The sequence below is a fragment of the Streptomyces sp. NPDC048370 genome (assembly GCF_043200825.1).
In the GTDB taxonomy this organism is placed as follows: Bacteria; Actinomycetota; Actinomycetes; order Streptomycetales; family Streptomycetaceae; genus Streptomyces.
The window spans coordinates 410,793-433,460 of the sequence record NZ_JBICYI010000006.1; the positions used below are offsets into that span (position 1 = coordinate 410,793).

At 71.3% G+C, this 22,668-nt stretch carries 18 protein-coding genes and 1 pseudogene; 11 read left to right on the forward strand and 8 right to left on the reverse strand.

Features of this window, described 5'->3' with window-relative positions:
- The first annotated feature begins 177 nt into the window (after positions 1–177).
- Both ACGFYP_RS16970 and ACGFYP_RS16975 read left to right on the forward strand, forming a co-directional pair.
- Complete coding sequence (locus ACGFYP_RS16970; RefSeq protein ID WP_393493399.1) at positions 178–1,455, forward strand: LPXTG cell wall anchor domain-containing protein; 1,278 nt, start codon at positions 178–180, stop codon at positions 1,453–1,455.
- A gap of 135 nt (positions 1,456–1,590) precedes the next feature.
- Entirely contained in the window at positions 1,591–2,883 is a 1,293-nt protein-coding gene (locus ACGFYP_RS16975; RefSeq protein WP_393493403.1) for an LAETG motif-containing sortase-dependent surface protein, read from the forward strand.
- A 22-nt stretch (positions 2,884–2,905) separates the two neighbouring features.
- On the opposite strand, the gene ACGFYP_RS16980 is transcribed toward ACGFYP_RS16975, so the two are convergent.
- The gene (locus tag ACGFYP_RS16980; protein WP_393493406.1) at positions 2,906–4,903 is read right to left on the reverse strand and encodes a CocE/NonD family hydrolase; all 1,998 of its coding nucleotides are present in this window, start codon (positions 4,901–4,903) and stop codon (positions 2,906–2,908) included.
- Between the two features lie 28 nt (positions 4,904–4,931).
- Complete coding sequence (locus ACGFYP_RS16985) at positions 4,932–6,437, reverse strand: peptide MFS transporter (RefSeq protein ID WP_393493409.1); 1,506 nt, start codon at positions 6,435–6,437, stop codon at positions 4,932–4,934.
- A gap of 175 nt (positions 6,438–6,612) precedes the next feature.
- On the opposite strand from ACGFYP_RS16985, the gene ACGFYP_RS16990 reads away from it, so the two are divergent.
- Together ACGFYP_RS16990 and ACGFYP_RS16995 are read left to right on the forward strand one after the other, a co-directional pair.
- A complete protein-coding gene (locus ACGFYP_RS16990; RefSeq protein ID WP_361960952.1) occupies positions 6,613–7,623 on the forward strand; it encodes a polyprenyl synthetase family protein in 1,011 nt (336 codons plus the stop codon).
- A 164-nt stretch (positions 7,624–7,787) separates the two neighbouring features.
- Positions 7,788–8,984, forward strand: coding sequence for an outer membrane lipoprotein carrier protein LolA (locus tag ACGFYP_RS16995; RefSeq protein ID WP_393493412.1), 1,197 nt, complete (start codon positions 7,788–7,790; stop codon positions 8,982–8,984).
- Positions 8,985–9,074: 90 nt separating this feature from the next.
- Here ACGFYP_RS16995 and ACGFYP_RS17000 read toward each other — a convergent pair whose 3' ends face one another.
- A complete protein-coding gene (locus ACGFYP_RS17000) occupies positions 9,075–10,391 on the reverse strand; it encodes a M28 family metallopeptidase (protein ID WP_393493415.1) in 1,317 nt (438 codons plus the stop codon).
- Between the two features lie 343 nt (positions 10,392–10,734).
- On the opposite strand from ACGFYP_RS17000, the gene ACGFYP_RS17005 reads away from it, so the two are divergent.
- Together ACGFYP_RS17005 and ACGFYP_RS17010 are read left to right on the forward strand one after the other, a co-directional pair.
- Positions 10,735–11,259 (forward strand): carboxymuconolactone decarboxylase family protein, encoded by a 525-nt coding sequence (locus tag ACGFYP_RS17005; RefSeq protein WP_393493418.1) that lies wholly within the window; start codon positions 10,735–10,737, stop codon positions 11,257–11,259.
- A gap of 80 nt (positions 11,260–11,339) precedes the next feature.
- Entirely contained in the window at positions 11,340–11,849 is a 510-nt protein-coding gene (locus ACGFYP_RS17010) for a DUF1203 domain-containing protein (protein ID WP_393493421.1), read from the forward strand.
- A 41-nt stretch (positions 11,850–11,890) separates the two neighbouring features.
- Here ACGFYP_RS17010 and ACGFYP_RS17015 read toward each other — a convergent pair whose 3' ends face one another.
- Together ACGFYP_RS17015 and ACGFYP_RS17020 are read right to left on the reverse strand one after the other, a co-directional pair.
- Positions 11,891–12,358 carry a VOC family protein gene (locus tag ACGFYP_RS17015; protein ID WP_361960960.1) on the reverse strand — a complete coding sequence of 156 codons (468 nt, stop codon included), beginning with the start codon at positions 12,356–12,358 and terminating at the stop codon, positions 11,891–11,893.
- Positions 12,359–12,449: 91 nt separating this feature from the next.
- The gene (locus ACGFYP_RS17020) at positions 12,450–12,932 is read right to left on the reverse strand and encodes a winged helix-turn-helix transcriptional regulator (protein WP_393493425.1); all 483 of its coding nucleotides are present in this window, start codon (positions 12,930–12,932) and stop codon (positions 12,450–12,452) included.
- A 96-nt stretch (positions 12,933–13,028) separates the two neighbouring features.
- Here ACGFYP_RS17020 and ACGFYP_RS17025 point away from each other — a divergent pair, with 96 nt between their 5' ends.
- Entirely contained in the window at positions 13,029–14,480 is a 1,452-nt protein-coding gene (locus ACGFYP_RS17025; protein WP_393493428.1) for an MFS transporter, read from the forward strand.
- An 89-nt stretch (positions 14,481–14,569) separates the two neighbouring features.
- Here ACGFYP_RS17025 and rarD read toward each other — a convergent pair whose 3' ends face one another.
- Together rarD and ACGFYP_RS17035 are read right to left on the reverse strand one after the other, a co-directional pair.
- A complete protein-coding gene (gene rarD / locus ACGFYP_RS17030) occupies positions 14,570–15,565 on the reverse strand; it encodes an EamA family transporter RarD (protein ID WP_393493432.1) in 996 nt (331 codons plus the stop codon).
- Between the two features lie 103 nt (positions 15,566–15,668).
- A complete protein-coding gene (locus ACGFYP_RS17035) occupies positions 15,669–16,529 on the reverse strand; it encodes an NAD(P)H-binding protein (protein ID WP_393493435.1) in 861 nt (286 codons plus the stop codon).
- 108 nt (positions 16,530–16,637) lie between these two features.
- On the opposite strand from ACGFYP_RS17035, the gene ACGFYP_RS17040 reads away from it, so the two are divergent.
- The 4 genes from ACGFYP_RS17040 to ACGFYP_RS17055 all read left to right on the forward strand — a co-directional run bounded on the left by ACGFYP_RS17040 (position 16,638) and on the right by ACGFYP_RS17055 (position 22,437).
- Positions 16,638–17,069, forward strand: coding sequence for a winged helix-turn-helix transcriptional regulator (locus tag ACGFYP_RS17040; RefSeq protein ID WP_393493438.1), 432 nt, complete (start codon positions 16,638–16,640; stop codon positions 17,067–17,069).
- 83 nt (positions 17,070–17,152) lie between these two features.
- Positions 17,153–17,983, forward strand: a complete 831-nt coding sequence (locus ACGFYP_RS17045; protein ID WP_393493440.1) for a hypothetical protein — start codon at positions 17,153–17,155, stop codon at positions 17,981–17,983.
- Positions 17,980–20,220 carry a bifunctional serine/threonine-protein kinase/ABC transporter substrate-binding protein gene (locus ACGFYP_RS17050; protein ID WP_393493443.1) on the forward strand — a complete coding sequence of 747 codons (2,241 nt, stop codon included), beginning with the start codon at positions 17,980–17,982 and terminating at the stop codon, positions 20,218–20,220. Before ACGFYP_RS17045 ends, ACGFYP_RS17050 begins: the two co-directional genes overlap by 4 nt.
- Before the next feature lie 3 nt (positions 20,221–20,223).
- Positions 20,224–22,437: a bifunctional serine/threonine-protein kinase/ABC transporter substrate-binding protein gene (locus ACGFYP_RS17055; RefSeq protein WP_393493446.1), complete on the forward strand. Its 2,214-nt coding sequence runs from the start codon at positions 20,224–20,226 to the stop codon at positions 22,435–22,437.
- Positions 22,438–22,488: 51 nt separating this feature from the next.
- Here the strand turns inward: ACGFYP_RS17055 and ACGFYP_RS17060 are convergent.
- Positions 22,489–22,668 (reverse strand): annotated as a pseudogene (locus tag ACGFYP_RS17060) (2-oxoacid:ferredoxin oxidoreductase subunit beta); the annotation flags it as partial.

Consider the following 22,668-nt stretch of genomic DNA (forward strand, 5'->3'; position numbering starts at 1 on the left):
CTGTGTGCGCGACGGGTGACTGAGCGCGTTCAAATCCTGCTTCCCGAGGCCCTTATTCCGGTCATACGATCCTGGCACTGTCGCGCCGCGTGAGGTTCCCGCAGGAGCGACTCCCCATTGCTCTGTCTTCGCCCGACCGCTCCTGACCAGAAAAGGTCCACCTTGAAGATTCGCCGCATGCTCGCGACGGCCGTGGCCGCCGCCGTGACGACGCCCGTCGTCTTCCTGTCGGCCGCCCCCGCCTTCGCCGACACCAAGCCGGCCGCTCCCGCGCAGACGCAGGAGCAGAAGAAGACCATCGAGCAGCTGAAGAAGGACGTCGAGGCCGCACAGACGGCGTACGACGCGTCCGTTCTCGCTGCGGAGGACGCCAAGAAGGCCGTCAAGGCGCTGGAGCAGGCCGATCACCCGCTCCAGGTCGCCGTCACGGACGCGAAGAAGGTCGCCGAGGCGGCCGCCACGGCCAAGACCGCCGCTGACGCGAAGGTCACCGAGGCGGAGGCCGCGCTCGCCGCCCTGGAGCTGAAGCCCGACGCCACGGAGGCGGAGAAGGAAGCCGCGAAGACGGCCGTCGCCGACGCGAAGACCGCAGCCGGGACGGCCGCCACCGCGAAGACCGCCGCTGACGCGAAGGTCACCGAGGCCAACTCCAAGCACAGCGAGGCGGAGGTCGCCGCCTCCAACAAGGCGCGCGAGGCCCAGAAGACCCGGGACGAGGCCCTCAAGACCCTCGACTCCGCCAAGGAGGCGCTGAAGAAGGCCGAGGAGGAAGAGGGCGAGGAGGAGCCGCCGCCGCACGAGGACTGCTTCCCCGAGGACAGGTTCACCTCCGTGGTGACCGGTCTGCCCTCGAAGGTCGTCGCCGGCACCACCGTCGACTTCAAGCTGCGCCTGACGAACGGCACCGACCGCACGCTGGACGAGGCGTACGCCTTCGTCTCGCTGCACGCCTTCGACGAGAAGGGCCTCAAGCCGCTCGACACGTACCTCGACCTGGAGTGGTACACGGCCGACGAGAAGAAGTGGAACGACGTTCCCGTCGCCGAGGAGCTCTTCGTCGGCACCCTGAAGCCGAAGGCCTCCGCCGACATCAAGCTCCGCCTGAAGGTGGACGCGAACACCCCGGCCGGCCAGGGCCTCACCTTCGCCGCGGGCGACTTCTGGAACGAGGACGGGACCTGCGGCGGTACGCCGGACCTGACCGAGTACAAGTTCGACATCCTCGCCAAGGGCAGCAACCCGGGCAAGGTCGACGACGCCAAGGGCACCCCGGGTGGTAAGAACACCACCACCCAGGGCGGCACCTCCACCACCGCGGTGACCACCGGCCAGCTCGCCAAGACCGGTTCGAACGACGCCATGCCGCAGATCGCCCTCGCGGGTGGCGCGGCCGTCGCCCTCGGCGCCGGCGCGATGTTCGTCGTCCGCCGCCGCAAGGCCGGCGCGGACGCCTGATCCGAGCAGTACGTGAAGGGCCCGCGTTCCGAGAGGAGCGCGGGCCGTTCCGTTTCGGGGGCAACCATTCACACGGTCCGTGGGTCGAACAGACGTCATATGCCACGCCTGGACCGACGGAACAAGGTGCACCCGATGAAGACCAGCAGAACTCTGGCAGCCTGTGCGGCGCTCGCCGTGACGATGTCGCTGTCCCTGCTGTCCGCGACCCCGGTGCTCGCGGCGGGTACGTCGTCGTCGCCGTCTCCGTCCCCCTCCTCGTCGAAGCCCGGAAAGCCGACGCTTGAGGAGCTGTTGGCGGCCCTTCTGGCGGCCGACAAGGCGCATGACGAGGCGAAGGCCGCCGCAGGCAAGGCCACCGCGAGGCGCGAGGCGGTCATGAAGGGCGACAGCGATCTCGCCAGGGCGGCCGTCGGGGCGAAGACCGCTGCGGAGACGGCCACCGCGGGGAAGACCGCCGCCGACGAGAAGCTCACGGCCGCCAAGGCCGCCCTGGCGGCTCTGCCCGCCGAGGCGACGCCCCAGGAGCGTGCGGCCGGGGAGAAGGCCGTGGCGGATGCCCAGAAGGTCGCGGAGGACGCCGCCGCCGCGAAGACGGCGGCGGACACCGCACTGGTCACGGCCGAGCAGGCACGCGACGACGAGCGAGTCGACGTCGTACGCCTGGAGAAGGAGGCGAAGAAGGCCGAGAGTGAAGCTCTGGTGGCGTCTCACGATGCCAGCTACGCGTACCACATCGCAGTGGCTCAGGCGAACGGTCAATGTCATGGGGTGCGCGACAACGACGTCACGGCGAAGCTGAGCGGGCCCGAGGAAGTGAAAGCGGGGACCAGCGTCGACGTCACGCTGCGGCTGACCAGCAACCTGCCGACGTCCTTCGACAGTTTCCACCTCTTTTCGTCCACCGCCTGGTACCAGCTCGGTGCTTTCGACAATCCCAACGACAAATATCTGACGGTCCGCTGGTTCAACGAGGCGACCGGACGGTGGGAGAAGTCCAAGAACAACGTGAACCCGCCCGCAGGAAAGCCGAAGAAGGGTGTTCCCGCCGACATCAAGCTGCGCCTGACCGTGGACGCCCGAGCGGAGGTCGGCTCTGTGTACGTGATGGCAATCGGCAAATTCAAGTCGGCGGACGACTGCGTCGTCACGGACACCGAGCTCCTCACCATCAATGTGGAGCCCAAGGGCGCGACACCCGGCCCGGGCACCGGCGGGAGCAGCGGCAGCGGTGGCGGGACCGGTAACCCCGGCACCCCGCAGGGTGGCTCGTCCACCGCACCGGTGAGTACCGGCGGCGGCCCGCTCGCCGAGACCGGCTCCGACTCGGCCCTTCCGCAGCTCGCCCTCGCGGGCGGCGCGGCCGTCGCCCTCGGCGCCGGCGCGATGTTCGTCGTCCGCCGCCGCAGGGCCGGCACGGACGCCTGATCGCTCGGACTCTCCCGTCCGCTCAACCCGCCGTGCGCGGAATCCTCTTCTCCCATGTGCGGTGGAAGAGGACTTCGCCGCTCTCCTTGCAGACCACCTCGTTCGTCGTCATGAACGCGTCCGCGTCGCAGGTGATCTCCGAGCGGGAGTCGATCGTCACGTCCCAGGCCAGTTCCGGGCGGTGGAGGCGGATCGTCCAGGTCGAGTGGGTGCGGGCCGACAAGGGGTCGTTCTCGGTGATCGTGTAGGTCTCCAGGGCGTCCTCGGTGAACTCCAGGCCGTCCGGGTAGACCCGCGTGCCGCCGTAGCGGGGGTCGACCTCCAGGCGCCATTCGCCCTTGGCCACGTCCCGGACGACCAGGCGCTCCGGGCGGGGTTCCTCCAGGGTGGCCGGGAAGCTCACGCCGAGCGGTTCGGACTGTTCCGGTTCCTGCCATTCGACCGCGTCGGTCGTGGGCCGGCGGATCGGGAGCGTCAGGTTCGAGGCGGTCGGGGTGAGGGTGAAGCCCGCGGCGTCCGGTTGCGGCCAGATCCAGGGCCAGTACGCGGAGGAGATCGCGAGCCGGACCCGGTGGCCGGGCGGGAAGGTGTGGCCGATGCCGTTCAGGTCGAGGACGAGGTCCTCCGGCTCGCCCACCTGCGCCTCCACCGACCGGTCCCGGCCGTAGCGGGCGGAGAGGTTCAGCGCGCCCCGGGTGACCAGCGTGGACGAGCCGTCGGGCGCCACGTCGCACAGGCGGGCGATCACCTGGCCGGTGGGGGCCCAGGGTGTCAGGGAGAGGCTCACCCTCGGGCGGCCCAGGATCTCGATCGGCTCGCCGTCCTCCGGGACCACGAAGTCGAAGCAGGCCCCGTGCGCGTCCTCCTCGCGCTGGTCCGGAGGCAGGTCGCCGTCGTTGCCGAAGGGGAAGAAGCGGCCCGCGTCCAGGCCCGTCTGCTGGGGGGAGTCCACGACCACCGGGGCGCCCTGGAAGGCGTACGTGACCGGTGTGACGTTCGGGGACGGCCAGGCCGGGTCGGTGACCCAGCGGCCCGGCAGCTCGTCGTAGACGGTCGCCGGCGGGTGCGACTCGCTGATCCAGGAGCGCAGCAGCGGCTCGGCCATCACGTCGTTGTCCTCGTCCCGCAGATGGTGGTCCCACCAGCGGAGGGTCTCCTGGAGGAAGCCGATCGCCGGGCCCGGCGGAAGGCCCCGGTCCGGGTACTGGTGCGACCACGGGCCGATGATCCCGCGCACCCGGTCCTGCGGGAGGTGCTCCACGAGCCGCAGCACGGTGTCCCGGTACGGGTCGTGCCAGCCGCCGACGGCCAGGACGGCCGCCCGGATCGCCCCGTAGTCCTCGCAGACGCTGCCGTGCCTCCAGTACGCGTCCCGGGTCTGGTGGGCGAGCCAGGTGTGGATGAAGGGGTCCACGTCCTCCAGGCGCCGCAGCCACATCTCGCGCCACTCCTCGCCCACGTGCAGCGGGTCAGGCGGCCGGCAGACGAAGGCGAGCATGGTGGCCGCCCAGGCGTGCATGTCGACGGCGAGGACGGATCCGCCCATGTAGTGGACGTCGTTGTCGTAGCGGTCGTCGGTCGAGCAGACGGTGACGATCGCCTTCAGCGGCTCGGGGGCGAGCGCGGCGATCTGGAGCGAGTTGAAGCCGCCCCAGGAGATCCCGAACATGCCGACCTTCCCCGTGCACCAGGGCTGCTCGGCGAGCCAGTTCACCACCGCCACGCCGTCCGCCAGCTCGACGGCGTCGTACTCGTCGCCCGGCAGCCCCTCGCTGTTGCCGTGCCCGCGCACGTCGACGCGTACGGAGGCGTAGCCGTGCCCGGCGTACCAGGGGTGGCGCTGCCAGTCGCGGGGCGCCGTCCAGTCGCTCAGGCGGTACGGGAGGTACTCCAGGAGGGCCGGGACGGGCTCGTCGGTGACCGGGCGCCAGATCCGGGCGTACAGCTTCGTCCCGTCCGGGAGCGGGATCCGGACATCCTCGTGGGTCGTCTCGTACGGGAACTCGGTACGGATGCGCATGACGGATCTCCGCGGAGCTCGGTGGACCTCAGTGGACGGGGTGCATGGTGCGGCGCAGCCAGGGCGCCATGGCGATCACGACGAGGCCGGCGACGACGGCGATGGCTCCGTTGACGCCGAAGTACGCGGGCTTGGAGACGTCGTCGTACAGCTTCACGGTCTGCGCCTGGATGCCGTTGGCGAGCGCGAGGGAGAGGAACCAGAGCGACATCGTCTGGCTGGAGAAGGCCTTCGGCGCGAGCTTGCTGGTCGCCGACATCCCGGAGGTCTCCAGGAGGACGTCGCCGAGGCCGAGCAGCAGGTACGAGCCGACGATCCACCAGGCCGCCATCTGGTACGTGTCGTCCGCGTGCCCGGACGTCGGCAGCACCATCAGGAGGAACGAAAGGCCGCCGAGGATCACGCCGAAGGCGATCTTGTTGGAGGCGTGCGGCTGTTTGTGGCCCATCCGGGCCCAGACGCCGGCGACGACGGGCGCGAGCGCCACCTCGAAGGCGCCGAGGGCGGAGGCGTACCAGCTGGCGGGGAAGTCGAAGCCGAGGATGGTGGTGCGGGCGTTGGTGGAGGCCAGCAGGATCATCGTCGAGTACGCCTGGAAGAGGATGAAGTTGAAGACCACGGAGGCCAGGAAGAGCACGATGTACGGCTTCAGCCGGCCGCGCTCCTCCGCGGTGACCCGGGGGCTCTTGAACATCACCCAGAAGTAGACGACCGGGGCGATCACCGAGATGAGCGTGAGGAGGTCGACGAAACGGTCCATCGTCAGCCGGCCGAGCCCGGCCAGCAGGGCTCCCAGGGCGCCCACGACGACGATCCCGAGGACGATCAGCCGGACCGCCCGGCGCATCGCTTCGGGGGCGAGGGCGAATTCGGCGGAGTGCTTGCGCCCGGCCAGGTGACGCCGGCCGAGGACGTACTGGAGGAGTCCGAAGGTCATGCCGATGGCCGCCGCGGAGAAGCCCCAGTGGTAGCCGCGGTGGTCGGCGAGCCAGCCGGTGATCAGGGGTCCCGCGAAGGCGCCGATGTTGATCGCCATGTAGTAGAGGGCGAAGCCCGCGTCACGGCGGTCGTCGTCGGTGGCGTAGAGCTTGCCGACCATCGTGGCGACGTTGGGCTTGAGCAGGCCGGTGCCGGCGCTGATCAGACCGAGCCCCACCCATGTCATGGCGGCCGTCGGCACGGCCATCGAGTAGTGGCCGAGAGCGATCAGGACACCGCCCCACAGGACGGCCCGGTACGAGCCGAGGATGCGGTCGGCGAGCCAGCCGCCGGCCACGGACACCAGATAGACGAGGGTGCCGTACGCCGCCGCGACGGAGGCGGCGGTGCCAGGATCCATCCCGAGGCCCTCGTTCGCGACGGTGTCGGCGAAGTAGAGGACGAGGATCGCCTGCATGCCGAGGAACGAGAACCGCTCCCAGACCTCCAGACCCGAGAGGGTGAGAAGGCCCTTCGGGTGGCCGAAGAAGGCATGATCGTCCTCGGGGGGCGGCTGCTCCCCGTCGGCGTCGATATCGATCGCTGTTCGGGACAAAACGGCTACTCCTGGTCGTATGAGCTGATCACGAACATACCGGGGGTGGCGGGAAGGCGCCCATGGTGATCGAAACGCGACCGGATACGCTGACTTGAGTGAATCGAGCGACACATCGACAATCCGTGTGATCGTCGGCAGCCAAAGCAGGCGTCAGCAGACAGGAGACCCCCTCGTGACCGTCGTCGGGCCGTTCGGTCTTAGCGTGCGGGACCAGGCTCTTGAGGCCGATGTCCAGACCGGGTTGGCGGCCGTGGAGGCAGGGCTCCTCGACGCCACCAAGAGCGAGATCCCGTTCATCACGGAGGCCGCGCAGCACCTCGTCCTCGCAGGTGGCAAGCGTTTCCGGCCGCTGCTCGTGATGCTCGCCGCCCAGTTCGGCGACCCGTACTCCCCGGGTGTCGTGCCCTCGGCCGTCGTCGTCGAGCTCACCCACCTGGCGACGCTCTACCACGACGACGTCATGGACGAGGCGGACGTGCGGCGCGGGGTCGACAGCGCGAACACCCGATGGGGCAACTCCATCGCCGTCCTCACGGGTGACTTCCTCTTCGCCCGCGCCTCGCACACACTGGCGGACCTCGGCCCCGAAGCCGTACGGATCCAGTCGGAGGCGTTCGAACGTCTGGTCACCGGTCAGATCCTGGAGACGGCCGGCCCGCAGGGCGACCGCGACCCGGTCGACCACTACCTCGACGTGCTCGGCGGCAAGACCGGCTCGCTCGTCGCCGTCTCCTGCCGCTTCGGCGCGATGATGTCCGGCGCGGACGAGAGCGTCGTCGACATCCTCACCCAGTACGGGGAGCGGCTCGGCGTCGCCTTCCAGCTCGCCGACGACGTCCTCGACATCGCCTCCGACTCGCACGAGTCCGGCAAGACCCCGGGCACGGACCTCCGCGAGGGCATCCCCACCCTCCCGGTCCTCCACCTGCGCGCCGCCGCGGCGGCCCACGGGCGCCCCGAGGACGTGGAGCTCGTCGAGCTGATCGACGGCGACCTCACCGACGACGCCCGGCACGCGGAGGTCCTGCGCCGGCTGCGCGTCCACCCGGCCCTGGAGCAGGCCCGGCGGGACACCGTGCGGTTCGCGGAGGAGGCGCGGGCGATGCTGGCGCCGCTGCCGGAGGGGTACGCGAAGTCGGCCCTGGAGGAGCTGTGCGACGCGGTGGTCCACCGCGCGGGCTGACCCACCGGGCCGGCGTTTCCCGGCCGGGGGTTCCCCCGGTCGGGGCAGAGGCCCTAGGGGTCTGTCATCCCATAGCAGTACGTGAGGTTGATTCCGGAGTCTGACGATTCCGAGCCGCCGGTTTGGTCAGATGGAGTCATCGACCACGGAGGTTAGGACAGACCATGGCAGAGACCCGTAAGGCGAGCCGCTACGTCGTCCCGTTCGCGGTGGCCGGCGTGGCCGCGGCGACGATCGGACTCGTACCGGCGCTGGCGGCGTCGGGCGACCCCGATCTGCCCGAGATCACGGCGCAGCAGCTGATCGAGAAGATCGCCGCGTCGGACACGCAGACGCTGTCCGGCACGTTCAAGGTGAGCACCGACCTGGGCCTGCCGTCGGTGGCCGGTCTCGCCGACAGCTTCGCGTCCGGCGGAGCGACCGGCGGCACCCCGTCCACGGACCCGACCGAGATGCTGACGAAGCTGATCTCGGGCACGCACACGCTGCGCGTGGCCGCGGACGGCCCCGACAGGCAGAAGCTGACGATCCTGGACGGCTCGGACGAGTACAGCCTGATCCACAACGGCGACGACGTCTGGGCGTACGACAGCAAGTCGAACGAGGTGTTCCACGAGAAGGGCGAGGCCGCGGACCGCCCCGCCGAGGAGAAGGAGCTCCCGGGCACGCCCAAGGAGCTCGCGGACGAGGTCCTGAAGGCGGCCGGCGACACGACGTCGATCACGGTGGGCGGGACGGCCACGGTGGCAGGCCGGGACGCGTACCAGCTGGTGATCAAGCCCAAGCAGAGCGGCTCGACGGTCGAGTCGGTGAAGATCGCGGTGGACGCGAAGACCGGTACGCCGCTGAAGTTCACGCTGGCGTCGGTCGAGGGCGGCAAGCCGGTCCTCGACGCGGGCTTCACGAAGGTCGACTTCGCCAAGCCGGCGGCCTCGACGTTCGACTTCAAGGCGCCCAAGGGCGCGAAGGTGACCGAGGGCATGGGCGAGGGCCCGGCGGAGCACGGGAAGTCGCCCGAGGACGTCGAGAAGGACCTGGAGAAGGAGTTCGGCGGCCTCGACGGCCTCTTCGGTGGCATGGCTCCCGGCGCCGGCGAGGGCAAGGGCATGAACGTCATCGGCGAGGGCTGGACGACGATCGCCACGTACGACACCGGCGCCAAGGCCCCGAAGACGGACGAGGCCCCGAAGGAGATCCAGGGCTTCCTGGACTCGCTCGGGGACGAGGTCGACGGGAAGTTCGGCTCCGGCACGGTCTTCAAGACGAAGATCGTGAACGCGCTGATGACGGACGACGGCAAGGTCTACGTCGGCGCGGTGACGAAGCAGGCGCTCGTGGACGCGGCGAACGCCGCGAAGTAGGGCGCGGGGAGAGCGATGTGACCCCGGGTGGGTCGGGGGCGATGGTCACCGGCCCACCCGGGCGTCTCTGTGAGGGCCTGTCGGCTCTTCCTACGGGAACGTCAGCTTGAAGCTGTTGATGTACCCGGTGTCGACCGAGGCCTTGTCCTGGGCGCGGAGCTTCCAGGCACCGTTGGCGACCTCGGAGGAGGCGTTCACGGTGTAGGCCTGCACGAGGTTGTCGGCGCTGCCGCCGCTCTGGTTGTGCAGGTTGTAGACCGAGCCGTCCGGGGCGACGAGGTCGACGACGAGATCACCGCGGTAGGTGTGGACGATGTTCACGTCCACCTTGAGGGCGGCGGGCGCGTTGCCGGTGATGCCGGTGACGTTGACCGTCGAGGTCACCGCGGCGCCGTTGTCCGGGATGGACACGTCGGCGGTGTTCTCGAAGACCGTGCCGGTGGGCGGCGTGGTCGTACCGGCCGACAGGGTCCAGATCGCGTGGGCGACGGCGTCGCTGTTGCGGTCGAGGGCCGTGTCGTTGATGTTCGAGGTCGTGTCGCAGGAGGAGTGGTAGCAGCGGTCGAAGGCCGTGGCCGTACCGCCCCACTTCTGCACCTGGGCACTGGACTTCACGCGGCTGGCGCCGGTGAACAGACCGCCGACGGGGATGCCCACGTTCTTGAACGAGGCGTGGTCGGAGCGGCCGTCGCCCTCGGTCTCGATCTCGGTGGGGACGCCGATGCCGGCGAAGTAGCTCTTGAAGGTCTGCTCGATCGTGGGGTCGTCGTCGTAGACGAAGTAGCCGGGGTTGGGCGAGCCGATCATGTCGAAGTTCAGATACCCGGAGACCTTCGAACGCTCCGTGCTGGGCAGCTGGTTGACGTAGTACTTCGACCCGACGAGCCCGAGCTCCTCGGCGCCCCACCAGCCGAAGCGCAGGTGCTTCGTGGGCTGGAGGTTGGCCCGTGAGACGGCGAGCGCGGTCTCCAGGACGGCGGCGGAGCCGGAGCCGTTGTCGTTGATCCCGGCGCCGGAGGAGACGGAGTCGAGGTGCGCTCCGGCCATGAGGACCTGGTTGGGGTCGCCGCCCGGCCAGTCGGCGATGAGGTTGTAGCCGGTGGCGCCGCTGGAGGTGAACTGCTGGACGGTGGTGGTGAATCCGGCCGCGTCCAGCTTGGCCTTCACGAAGTCGATCGACGCCTTGTAGCCGGTACGGCCGTGGGCGCGGTTGCCGCCGTTGGCGTTGGCTATGGACTGCAGGTCGGCGAGGTGCTGTTTGACGTTGGCGAGCGGTATGTCGGGCGCGGCGGTGGGCGCGGCGGGCGCGGCGGGTGCCGCGTTCGCGGAGGCACCGGTGAAGCCGGCGAGCGCCAGGGCTGTCACGGCCGCGAGTGCGGCGGCGCGTCTGGGAACGGAGAGGTTCATGTGGGGGCTCCGGATTCCGAACGGGGATGGGACGGAACGTGCGAGACGCCCCGGGGCGTGGGTGCCACGAGGCGCTGGAGCTGTGCGGGTGGTTCGTGGGCTGAATGTTCGGCGAGAATTTGACTTCCCGTCAAGAGCGGAAACCGGTCAGAACTGTTCGCTCACCGGACGAGCGTTGTCACGGACGTTCAGGTCCTGATCGAACGCCAACTCCCGTACGTGATCGGCGACTCCGGGAGCCCCCGGCAAAAAACTTCTTCGGATACCTGTCACACGTCCGTGCGCGCTTCCGTCAGTGCTGTGAAGACGCAGACAAGGCAAGCCGATACGAAGGAGCACAGCCATGACGAACGTGAACCCGACCTCGAACCCGACCTCCGCCCCGAAGCCCTCCATCTCCCGGATGCCGAACCCGGGCGAGTTCGTGCCCGAGATGGCGGACGTCAGCGCCGCTCTCTTCCGGGCCACGGGCAACCGCTCGGTGCCGCGCGCCACGATGAGCCTCGTCCACCTGCGTGCCGGTCAGATCGTCGGCAACACGTACCTGACCGTTCTGAACACCGCCTTCCTCCGCAAGGCCGGCGTGTCCGAGGACCGCATCACCGCCGTCTCCTCCTGGCAGGACGCCCCGTACTTCACCGACGCCGAGCGCGCCGCCCTCGCCCTGGTGGAGGCGACCCTCCAGCCCGCGCCGCACGGCAAGGAGCGCGTCTCCGACGAGCTGTACGCCGAGGTGGCGAAGCACTACGACGACAAGGCGCTGGCCACCCTCACCATCGCGATCGGCCAGATCAACTTCTTCATCGCCCTGGCCGTCATCGGCAAGCCGAACCCGGTCACCTCCCTCGCCGACCAGCAGTGGGACTGACCCGGACGACCCGGACCGAGGAGAGCGCGGCGTCCGAATTCCGCCAGCGCGGTCGGGGGCGGGCGCGTGAGGCTGGGGGCATGACCACGTACACCGCACGCCCCATCGAGCCCGCCGTCCTCGCCGAGCTTCGCGTCGGGGACGACGCCGGGCGGCCCTGTCTCCCGTTCACCGCCACCGACGCCGAGGACGGCAGCCCGCTGCGCTGCTGTCTGCGGAACATCGTCGAGGGGGACAGGATCGCCCTGGTCTCGTACGCCCCGCTGCGCCGCTGGGCCGCCGTGACCGGCGCCGCGCCCGGGGCGTACGACGAGCAGGGGCCGGTCTTCGTCCACGCCGGGGAGTGCGGCGGGCCCGTCGCCGAACCGGAGTCGTACCCCTTCGACCGCCCCGGCGCGCTGCGCACGCTCCGGCGGTACGACGCCGAGGGGCGGATCGTCGGCGGGCGGCTCCTGGAGATCCCGGCGGAGGCGACCGCCGGCTTCGACGAGGGCTTCGCGGAGGCCTTCGCCGACCCGCGCGTCGCGCTCGTGCACGTCAGGGCGGTCGAGTACGGCTGCTTCCAGTTCGAGGTGCGGCGCGAGGCCTGACGGCGCGACGTCGGACGGCGGTGAGGGCCGCCGTCCGAACGTCACTCCACGCAGAACTCGTTGCCCTCGGGGTCGGTCATGACCACCCACGTCATCCCCCACTCCGACACCCGGCGCAGGACCGAGGCGCCCAGGGACTCCAGGCGGGTCACCTCCGCGTCGCGGGCCTCGGGGCCCGGGTGGAGGTCCAGGTGGAGGCGGTTCTTGACGGTCTTCGCCTCGGGGACGCGCTGGAAGAGGATGCGGCGCCCGAGGCCGGTGCCCGACTCCTCCTCGAACGGGTCGTCCGGGTGCCGGACGGCGGCCAGATCGCGCCAGGCGCTGCGCCCGTCCGCGAGCGTGACCGTCAGCTCGGGCGGCGCGGCGCCCGCGCCGAGGAGCCGTCCGATGAGCGCGCTGTGGTCCTCGTCCACGTAACCGAGCGCGGCGGCCCAGAAGCCGGCCTGCGCGTGCGGGTCGGCGGTGTCGATGACGACCTTCCAGTGGAGGGGCGTTGTGGGTGCTGTCATGGGACCAGTCGTACAGGTTCGGCCGGTCCCGCGCCCGTAGCCGCCCCTCGCCGCGCGTCGGCCCGCGTCAGTGAGAGCGCGTCGGCCCGCGTCAGACCGACGCGGCAGCCGGCTCCGGCGCCGGCTCCGGAGCAGTCTCCGCCGCCTCCCTCGCGTCATACTCCTCCCGCGCCGCCGCGATCTCGTTCTGGTGCAGCTCCGTCCACGTCACCAGCGAGCGGATCGTCGTGTGCAACGTCCCGCCCAGCGGCGTCAGTTCGTAGTCCACGCGCGGCGGGACCACAGGATGGACCGTCCGCTTCACCAGGCCGTCCCGCTCCAACTGCCGCAGCGTGACCGTCAGCATGCGCTGGCTGACCCCGTCGATCTCCCGCTTCAGCTCCGAGAAGCGCAGCTTGCGGCGGTCGAGCAGGGCGATGACGAGCAGGGACCACTTGTCGGCGACCCGGTCGAGGATCTGCCGTACCTCGCAGTCCTCCCGGGTGTCCCACTGGAAGGGGTCCGCGTCCCCGGACCGGCCGTCGGTGTAGGTCACTTCGCAGTGACTCGGTGACTTCAAAGTGCCTTCTTCCATGGCATCGGATCCTGCCGCAGGATCGAGGTGGTTACAAGAGAGAACCGACCCAATGGCCGGTAACCACCCTTCCCCCTCCCTGCCTTGGAGACAGCCGTGTCCACATCCGCATCCGCGTCGACATCCGGATCCGCGCCCCTTCCCGCACGCGCCTGGGCCCTCCTCCTCGTCCTCTGCGGGACGATTTTCCTCGAAGGCATCGACGTCGCCATGCTCGCCGTCGCCGTGCCGAGCATCAGATCCGATCTGGACCTGTCCACCGGTTCCGCGGCCTGGGTGATGTCCGCGTACGTCCTCGGCTACGCCGGCTTCACCCTCCTCGGCGGACGCGCCGCCGACCTGCTCGGCCGCCGCAGGATGTTCCTCGGCTGGCTCGTCGTCTTCCTGCTCTTCTCCGGGCTAGGCGGCTTCGCGACCGAGGGCTGGATGCTGATCACGGCCCGCTTCGTGACGGGTGTCGCCGCCGCCTTCATGACTCCCGCCGCGCTGTCGATCATCACGACCTCGTACGAGGAGGGGCCGCAGCGCAACCAGGCGCTGCTCGTCTTCGCGGGCACCGCCGCCGGAGGCTTCTCCCTCGGCCTCGTCATCGGCGGGCTGCTCACCCAGCTCGACTGGCGCTGGGTCTTCTTCGCGCCCGTCCTCCTCGCGGCCGCGATCCTGCTCGCCGCCGTGCGCCTGGTCCCGAAGGAGTCGCGCCCGGAGCGGGTGGCCGGCGGCTTCGACCTGGCGGGAGCGCTGACGGCGGCCGGTGCGATGCTGCTGCTCGCCTTCGCGATCGTCCGGCTCGAGCACGGTCTCGACGGCTGGCCGCTGACCGCGCTCGTGGCCGCGGCGGGCGTGGTCCTCGTCGGGGTGTTCGTCGCCGTCGAGCGACGGGCGGCCTCCCCGCTCGTACGCCTCGGGCTGCTGCGCAAGGCGTCGACCGTCCGGGCCGACCTCGGGGCGCTGCTCTTCGTCGGCTCCTTCTTCGGTTTCCAGTTCGTCGCCACGCTCTACCTCCAGGAGCTGCGCGGCTGGTCCTCCCTGGAGACGGCGTTCGCGCTGATGGTGATGGGCGTCGACGCGATCCTCGCCCCGACGCTGACGCCGAGGCTGGTGGCGCGGTTCGGCAACGGCCGGGTGATCCTCGGCGGGTTCGTGCTCGCGATCGTCTCGTACGCGCTGTTCCTGCCGGTCGGCCCCGACTGGTCGTACGCGGCGATGTTCCCGACCCTGCTGCTGACCGGGCTCGCCTTCTCGCTCGCGTACGGTCCGCTGACGATCGCCGCGACGGACGGCATCGCGGAGGAGGAGCAGGGGCTCGCGAGCGGGCTGCTCACGACGGCGACGCAGTTCGGCTCCGCGGTCGGCATCTCACTGGTGACGGCGGTGTACGGGGTCGTCGGCGGCGGCCTCGACGGCTTCCGGGCGGCGCTGGCCGTACCGGTGGCGATGGTGGCGCTCGGCGCGGTGATCACGGCGACGGGCGTACGGGGGCGGAAGCGGACCCCGGAGGCCGCGGGGGCCCTGGACGAGACGCTCAAGCCCAAGGCCACCGTCTCCTGAGCCCGGTCCGGGTGCCTGCCCCCCCCACGACGGAGCCCCGGCTCGGAGTCTCCTCCGAGCCGGGGCTCGTGGCCGCCGTCGAGCGCCTCCTACGCGGGCTGCGCGGGCTGCGCCGGCTGGGAGGACGGGGCGGAGGGGGCGGTGGCGCCGGACTCCGTGGCCGCCGTCGCCGCGCGCTCCGCCGCCGCCAGTTCCGCCCGGCTCCGGCGGTTCGTGCGCAGCGCGTCCCACGTCAGGATCGTCAGCGCCAGCCACACCAGCGAGAAGCCCGCCCACCTCTCCGGCGGCATCGCCTCGTGGAAGTACGCGATCCCCAGCACGAACTGGAACATCGGCGCCAGGTACTGCAGCAGCCCCAGCGTCGACAGCGGTACGCGGATCGCCGCCGCGCCGAAGCAGATCAGCGGCACCGCCGTCACCACGCCGGTCGCGGCGAGCAGGGCCGCGTGCCCGGCGCCCTCCGCGCCGAAGGTGCTCGTGCCCTGCGAGCCGAGCCAGAGCAGGTACGCGAGGGCGGGCAGGAACTGGACCGCCGTCTCGGCCGCGAGCGACTCCAGGCCGCCGATGTTGACCTTCTTCTTCACCAGGCCGTACACGCCGAACGAGAAGGCCAGGATCAGCGAGATCCACGGCGGCTCTCCGTACCCGACCGACAGGACGAGGACGGCCGTCGCCGCGACGCCGACCGCCACCCACTGCGCGGGCCGCAGCCGCTCCTTCAGGAGCAGGACGCCGAGCGCGATGGTGACGAGCGGGTTGATGAAGTAGCCGAGGGACGCCTCGACGACGTGGCCGGTGTTGACGGACCAGATGTACACACCCCAGTTGACGGTGATCACCGTCGCCGCGAGCGTGATCAGGCCCAGCTTGCGCGGGCTGCGCGCCAGTTCGCGTATCCAGCCCCAGCGGCGGACCGCGAGGAGCGCGACGACGACGAAGGCCAGGGACCAGACCATCCGGTGGGCGAGGATCTCGACCGCCCCGGCCGGCTTCAGGAGCGGCCAGAAGAGCGGGACCAGTCCCCACATCCCGTAGGCACCGATCCCGTAGAGGAGACCTGTCCGTCCCTCGTTGTCCGTCTTCACCGAACCTCCTGCCCCGCGCCGCGCCGTCCTGATGAAGGTAGCGCCGCACGGGGCAGGCTGTCATGTCCGTACCGCGATACGGTCATGACCCTTGAGGTGGGGGCTACGCGAGCGCCGCCGCGATCGTCTCGGCCAGCGGGGTCGTCGGGCGGCCGATGAGGCGGGAGAGGTCGCCGGTCCGCCGTGCCAGCGCCCCGCGCTCGATGGCCTTGTCGACGTCCACGAGGATCGCGGCGAAGAACGGCGGGACGCCCGCGCCGGTCAGGATCTCCTCGTGCGTCTCCGCCGGGACGTTGCTGTACGCGATCTCCTTGCCGGTCTGGCGGGCGACCTCGGCCGCGTACTCGGCCAGCGACCAGGCGACGTCACCGCTCAGCTCGTACGCCGTGTTCACGTGCTCCTCGGCAGGGCCTGCCAGGACGGCGGCGGCCGCGGCGGCGTAGTCGGCGCGGGTGGCGGAGGCGACGCGCCCCTCACCCGCGTTGGCGACGACGGCGCCGTGGGCGAGGACGGGGGCGAGGTTGGCGGTGTAGTTCTCGGTGTACCAGCCGTTGCGCAGGAACGTGTACGGCAGCCCCGAGTCGAGGATCAGGGTCTCCGTCGCCCGGTGCTCGGCGGCCAGGTCGAAGTCGGCCTCCGGGCCGCCGAGGACGCCGGTGTACGCGAGCTGCGCGACGCCGGCGGCCTTGGCCGCGTCGATGACGGCGGCGTGCTGGGCCACGCGCTGCCCGACCTCGCTGCCGGAGATCAGCAGGACCCGGTCGCCCGCCTCGAAGACGCCCGCGAGGGTCTCGGGCTCGCTGTAGTCCGCGACCCGCAGCTCGACACCGCGCTCGGCGAGGGCGGCGGCCTTCGCCTTGTCGCGGACGACGGCGACGACGGACTCGGCGGGGACCCGCGCCAGCAGCTCGTCGACGACGAGACGGCCGAGCTGTCCGGTGGCTCCGGTGACGACGATGCTCATGGGGTGGTTCCTATCCATGGGGTGCGGTGGGGTGCGGTGGGGCGATGCACTCACCGTACGGCGGACACTAACCTTCCGAAAGTACCCACTTTGAAGTAAGGTACTGGCATGGGAGTAAGTGCGGGAGTGAGTGGCGAGCGCGAGCCGCAGAGCCTGCTGGCCGACGTCGAGGGCGCCATGTGCCCGTCCCGGCTCGTCCTGGAGCACGTCACCAGCCGATGGGGCGTCCTCGTCTTCATCGCGCTGAGCGAGCGTTCGTACCGGTTCAGCGAGCTGCGTCGCCGGGTCGGTGGCGTCAGCGAGAAGATGCTGACGCAGACGCTCCAGACCCTGGAGCGCGACGGCTTCGTCCACCGCGACGCCAAGCCCGTCATCCCGCCCCGCGTCGACTACAGCCTCACCGCCCTCGGCGAGGAGGCCGCGGGCCGGGTCAGGGAGCTCGCCCGGTGGACCGGCGACCGCCTCCCGGCGGTCGAGGAGGCCCGCGCCCGCTACGACGTGGCGCGGGCGGAGGCGGTGGCCACGAGATCGTCTCAATGAGGCGGTAAACAGGGCCCGTTGGACCTCTGCGTCGTACGATCTGCTCACCACTGGGGGCAAGTGTGAGCGTGCGTGGGGGAAACGTGACGTACCGGTACGGAAGAGTGCTGCGCGCGTGCGGGGGCCTGCTGGCCTGCGGGCTGATCCTGACCGGCTGTTCGGACGACGGCGGTGGTGGCAAACAGCCGGAGGGCAAGGGGAGTTCGAGTACGTCTCCAGGGGCGTCCGCACCCGCGTCCACGCCTGCACCCACACCCACGTCCACACGGCTCGCATTCGTCGCGGACCCGAAACGGGCCCCGAAGAACGAGGCCGACGCCAAACGGCTCGCCCTCGCGGTCGTCGCAGGACCCGACTCGTGGGGCTCGGACTACACCAAGCGCACCCCGCACCTCAGCGGTGACACCTACTGGCCCGTCCTCGACGCCCGGTGCACCTGGGAGGCCGGCACCCGGCCGCAGACCGTGCTCTACAGCGTCACCGCCTACAGCGAGGTCCCCGCGACGGCGGAGCGGGGGCTCCTGCAGGTCTCCGCCACCGTCACCGTCCACCGCACCGAGTCGGACGCCGACTGGGAGATGGCCCAGACCCTGGAGGAGGCGCTCCGCTGCCCCTCCCAGCAGCTGCGCGACGGCGAGCGCATCACCGCACTCATGTCCCTCGGCAGCCCCTTCGGCGTCGGCGGCAACTACACCTCCGTGGACTCGCTCCGCGAGGCGGGGACGTACCTCAACGACGCGGTCAAGGGCGAGCAGACGTACTCCTGGTACCAGTCCCGCGTCGGGCAGCTCACCGTCGCGGCCGTCGTCAAGGGCGCGCCCGGCCACATCGCCAAGGAGCTCGACAGGGCCCAGATCCAGGCCCTGGTCACCATGGTCGGGCGGGCCGAGGACGCACTGGAGGTCCAGTCATGAGCCCCACCACCCCCCAGCCCGAGCCCAACGGCCGACCGGACCCCGGCGCCCTCCAGCCCCTCCTGCGTTCCGACCCCTCGTCGATCGCCGGCTACCGACTCCTCGGGCGGCTCGGGGCCGGTGGCATGGGTGTCGTCTACCTCGGCCGCACGGACCACGGCGAACTGGCCGCCGTGAAGGTCACCCACGCCGACCGCGCCGAGCAGGCCGACTTCCGCGCCCGCTTCCGCCGCGAGGTCGAGGCCGCCCGCCGGGTCGTCAGCCCCTGGGCCGTCCCCGTCACCGGCGCCGACCCGGACGCTCCCGAGCCGTGGATGGCGACCGCCTTCGTCCCCGGCCCCTCCCTCGGCGAGGCCGTCGCCGCGCACGGCCCGCTGCCCGAGCGGAGCGTACGGATCCTCGGCGGCGCCGTCGCCCGCGCGCTCGCCGCCGTCCACGCGGCCGGGATCGTCCACCGGGACGTCAAGCCGGGCAACGTCCTGCTCGCCGTCGACGGCCCCCGCCTCATCGACTTCGGCATCGCCCGGGCGACCGGGGAGACCGCGCTCACCTCCACCGACATGGTCGTGGGCACCCCCGGCTTCCTCGCGCCCGAACAGGCCGAGGCCCGCTCCGCCGAGATCGGCCCGCCCAGCGACGTCTTCGCCCTCGGCTGCCTCCTCGCCCACGCGGCGACCGGCCGCCCGCCCTTCGGTACGGGGGCGGTGGACGCCCTGCTGTACCGCACCGTCCACGACGAGCCCGACCTCACCGGAGTACCCGACGGGCTCCTGGACCTCCTGCGGGCCTGCCTCGCCAAGGACCCGGCCCGGCGGCCCACCGCCGAGGAGATCGCCGTCCGCCTCACCGAGGACACCCCCGGCGCCGCCGCCGACTGGCTGCCTGCCCCCGTCGTCCGGACCATCGCCGAACGCTCGGGCGCGATGCTCGCCCTCCCCGAGATCGACTCCACCCGGCTCGGCGCGTCGGAGGCCGAGGGCCAACCGGTGACCGACAGACGGAAGTTCCTGCTCCTGGCGGCCGGGGGAGCCGTACTCGCCGCGGGAGGGGGCATCGCCGCCTACGCCGCCCTGCGCGACGACGACAACGGCAAGGACGGGAAGACGGCCGCACCGCCGCCGAAGGAGCGGCGCTGGATCGTCGGCGTCCAGGCGGACCTGACCGGCCCCGCCAAGGACATCGGCCGCGCCCAGGAACGCGGCGCGCGCCTCGCGGTCGAGCTGTTCAACTCCCGTAAGGACAAGCCCTTCACCCTCGAACTGAAGGTGTCCGACGACGCCGGCGACAAGGACAAGGCCCTCGCCGCGGCCCGCGCCCTCACCGGCGACCCCGACGTCCTCGGCGTCCTCGGCCCGACCTCCGACTACACGGGCCTGAACGCGCTGCCCGCGTACGACGAGGCCCTCGTGCCCCTCATCACGGTCTCCGCCGGCCTTAACCTGCTGAGCAACCAGCCGGGCGGCCAGGGACTTTCGGTGCTCCAGGCCTGCCCGCAGCATGCCATCGCCGGTACCAGCCTCGCCTACTACGTCCTGACGAACACCCGGAGCGTCCGGCCGGGCATCCTCCAGGAGCGGACGGACGACACCTACGCCTGGCAGTACATCGGCGGCGCGAACTTCGCCTTCCGGCAGGGCAAGGTGACCCCCGTTCCGCGCGTGGTGCCCGCGGGCACCACCGAATTCAAGCGGGTGCTCGGCGCGATGATGGAGGAGGGCATGGACGCGTACGTCCACTGCGGCCTCACCCCGAGCGCCGTCCTCGCCGCCCGTGCGCTCGACGAACTCGGCTTCACCGGCATGAGGATCAGCGGCCAGCACGTCTTCGAGCCCCGGTTCCTTGCGGAGGCGGGAGACGCCGCGGAGGGCTGGGTGATCGGCGCCCCGGTCGTCGACCCCACGACCGTCAAGGGGGCGTCCGCCTTCGTCGCCGCGCACCGCAAGCGGTACGGCGCGGCCCCCGCCTTCTACACGGGCGAGTCCTTCGACCTGGTCAACCTCCTGGCCCAGGAACTGGAGAAGGCCGCCAAGGCCGGGAAGCGCCCCGACCGCACCACGCTCGCGCCCCTTCTGCGCAAGGCGAAGTACGACGGCGTCATGGGCGAGTACGTCTTCGACCCCGAGACCGGCGCGCTGGGAACAGGAGTGGTCGGCACCTTCATGTACGTCGTCGAGAACGGCCGCTACAAACCCCTGGACTTCGCCCCCGCAGGGCCGCCGAAGACCAGACGGACCTGACGCGTGCGGCCCCTCCGCCCCGCCGATCCCTCGTCGATCGCCGGATACCGCCTCCTCGGCCGGCTCGGCGCCGGCGGCATGGGCGTGGTCTACCTCGCCCGTTCCGCCGGCGGCGCGCTCGCCGCGCTCAAGCTGATCCTCGCCGAGCACGCCGCCGACCCCGGGTTCCGGGAGCGGTTCCGGCGCGAGGCCCAGGTCGCCGAGCGGATCACCGGCCGCTGGGTGGTCCGGGTCCTCGGCTCCGACCCGGAGGCCCGGGAGCCCTGGCTCGCCACCGAGTTCGTGCCGGGGCCCTCGCTCGCCGAGGCCGTCGGCCTGCACGGAGCCCTGCCCGAGCCGACCGTACGCGCCCTGGGCGCCCGGCTCGCCGACGCGCTCACCGACATGCACGAGGCCGGGCTCGTCCACCGGGACGTCAAGCCCGGCAACGTCCTCCTCGCCCTCGACGGGCCGCGCCTGATCGACTTCGGCATCGCCCGGTCGGCCGGCGCCACCGCCCTGACCGCCACCGACGCGATGATCGGCACACCCGGCTTCCTCGCCCCGGAGCAGGCCCGCGTCAGCGGCGCGGGCGAGGTCGGCCCGCCGAGCGACGTGTTCTCGCTGGGGTGCGTGCTCGCGTACGCGACGACCGGCCGCCGCCCCTTCGGTACGGGCACGGTGGCCGCGATCGTGTACCGCACGGTCCACGAGGAGCCCGACCTCGACGGCGTACCGGAGGCGCTGCTCCCGCTGGTGACCGCCTGCCTGGCCAAGGACCCGGCCGACCGGCCGACGGCGGAGGAGGTACGGGCACGGCTGGGGGCCGCCGAAGGACCGGCGGGGGACTGGCTGCCGCCGGGGCTGCCCGCGCTCATCGCCGAACGCTCCACCCGGGTCCTCGGCCTGCCCGTCGCGGAACCGACCGTCCTGGTGCCCTCCGCCGACCAGGCCGCCCGCACCTCGCCGTCCCGGCGGCGCTTCCTGGCCCTCGGCTCGGCCGTCGCCGTCGCCGGGGCGGGCGGACTGACGGTCTGGCTCGTGAACCGGACGCCCGGCGGTACGGGCACGGGCTCGGGCGGCGGGCCGCCCGCGGACCTGCCCACGTACACGATCGGGGTCCAGACCGACCTGAGCGGCCCCCGTAAGGCGGACGGACGCGCCCAGGAGCGCGGGGCGAGGCTGGCCGCCGAGACCTTCAACGCCCGTGCCGACCGGCCCTTCGACCTGGCGGTGAAGGTACGGGACGACGAGGGCGACCCGCGCGGGGCCGGCGCCGTGGCGCGGGAGTTCGCGCAGGACAAGGGCGTCATGGCCGTGATCGGCGCCACCACCCGCGAGACCGTGCTGGCCGCCGCCGCCACGTACGAAGCGAGCATGCTGGTCTTCGCGACCGTCGCCGTCGGCATCGAACAGGGCGACCTCACCGGTCAGATCGTCAACCCCGCCTACCGCGAGCTGCGCGTCCACCAGGACATGCTGCAACTGCCCGTCACCAGCGTCGCGATCGTGCGCGGCGCGAAGCGGACGGCCGTGGTGCAGGACAAGGCGGCGGGGGACTTCGCCTGGCGGATCGCCAACTCCGCGAAGAACACCATGAGCGCGGTGAGCGAGTCAGTGACGGTCCATCAAATACCCGCCGAGACGGATGACTTCATTGCGGTGGTCCGCGAGGTCATCGCCGCTCGCCCCGACGCCGTGCTCTACGGGGGCGTCTCCGAGCGCCGCGCCGGCCTGTGCGCCAAGGAGCTGAAGCGGCAGGGCTACGACGGTCTCTGCGGCGGTGTCGAGTACGCGCTCGGGCCGGAGTTCCTCTCCGTCGCGGGCCCGGCGGCCGAGGGCTGGTACTTCGGCACCACCTACGTCGATCCGGCCCTGGTGCCCGCGGCCAAGGCGTTCACCGCCGCCTACCGCAAGCGCTGGGCGCTGTCGGGCACGGCACCGGTCGACCGGTTCGCGGTGGAGGCGTACGACGCGGTGATGTGCGTGGCCGAGCGCATGAGCGGCCTGGTGTCGAGCCAGCGGCTGGACGTCGCGCGGGTCGCCGTGCGCGGGGTGATGCGGGCGTTCACGTACCAGGGGCTCACGAAGAAGTACGGGTTCGACGAACAGAACGTGATGATGTTCAAGTACAACGAGGAGCTGTTCCTGTACCGCGTCGAGCAGGGCGCACCGCGGTTCCTCGGCCAGTTCGAGAAGGCGTCGGACGACGAGAAGAAGCGGTGGAAGAAGGGGTGAGGGGCACGGCCGCCCTCGCGAAGGCCGCGCCCCTCATTCCTCTCCGCAGTGTCAGCCGACGACGGTCCAGGTGTCGTTGCCGGCGAGGAGTTGTCCGAGGTCGCCCTTGCCGTGTTGTTCGATGGCGGTGTCGAGTTGGTCGGCCATGAGGGTGTCGTAGACCGGGCGTTGGACGGAGCGGAACACGCCGATCGGTGTCTGGTGGAGGGTGTCGGGGTCGGCGAGCCGGGA

Coding starts and splice junctions, on each gene's coding strand:
- ACGFYP_RS16970 (WP_393493399.1), top strand. CDS start 178: ATGCTCGCGACGGCCGTGGCCGCCGCCGTGACGACGCCCGTCGTCTTC.
- ACGFYP_RS17050 (WP_393493443.1), top strand. CDS start 17,980: ATGAGCCCCACCACCCCCCAGCCCGAGCCCAACGGCCGACCGGACCCC.
- ACGFYP_RS17035 (WP_393493435.1), bottom strand. CDS start 16,529: ATGAGCATCGTCGTCACCGGAGCCACCGGACAGCTCGGCCGTCTCGTC.
- ACGFYP_RS16980 (WP_393493406.1), bottom strand. CDS start 4,903: ATGCGCATCCGTACCGAGTTCCCGTACGAGACGACCCACGAGGATGTC.
- ACGFYP_RS17040 (WP_393493438.1), top strand. CDS start 16,638: ATGGGAGTAAGTGCGGGAGTGAGTGGCGAGCGCGAGCCGCAGAGCCTG.
- ACGFYP_RS16975 (WP_393493403.1), top strand. CDS start 1,591: ATGAAGACCAGCAGAACTCTGGCAGCCTGTGCGGCGCTCGCCGTGACG.
- ACGFYP_RS17020 (WP_393493425.1), bottom strand. CDS start 12,932: ATGGAAGAAGGCACTTTGAAGTCACCGAGTCACTGCGAAGTGACCTAC.
- ACGFYP_RS17005 (WP_393493418.1), top strand. CDS start 10,735: ATGACGAACGTGAACCCGACCTCGAACCCGACCTCCGCCCCGAAGCCC.
- ACGFYP_RS17010 (WP_393493421.1), top strand. CDS start 11,340: ATGACCACGTACACCGCACGCCCCATCGAGCCCGCCGTCCTCGCCGAG.
- ACGFYP_RS16995 (WP_393493412.1), top strand. CDS start 7,788: ATGGCAGAGACCCGTAAGGCGAGCCGCTACGTCGTCCCGTTCGCGGTG.
- ACGFYP_RS17015 (WP_361960960.1), bottom strand. CDS start 12,358: ATGACAGCACCCACAACGCCCCTCCACTGGAAGGTCGTCATCGACACC.
- ACGFYP_RS17000 (WP_393493415.1), bottom strand. CDS start 10,391: ATGAACCTCTCCGTTCCCAGACGCGCCGCCGCACTCGCGGCCGTGACA.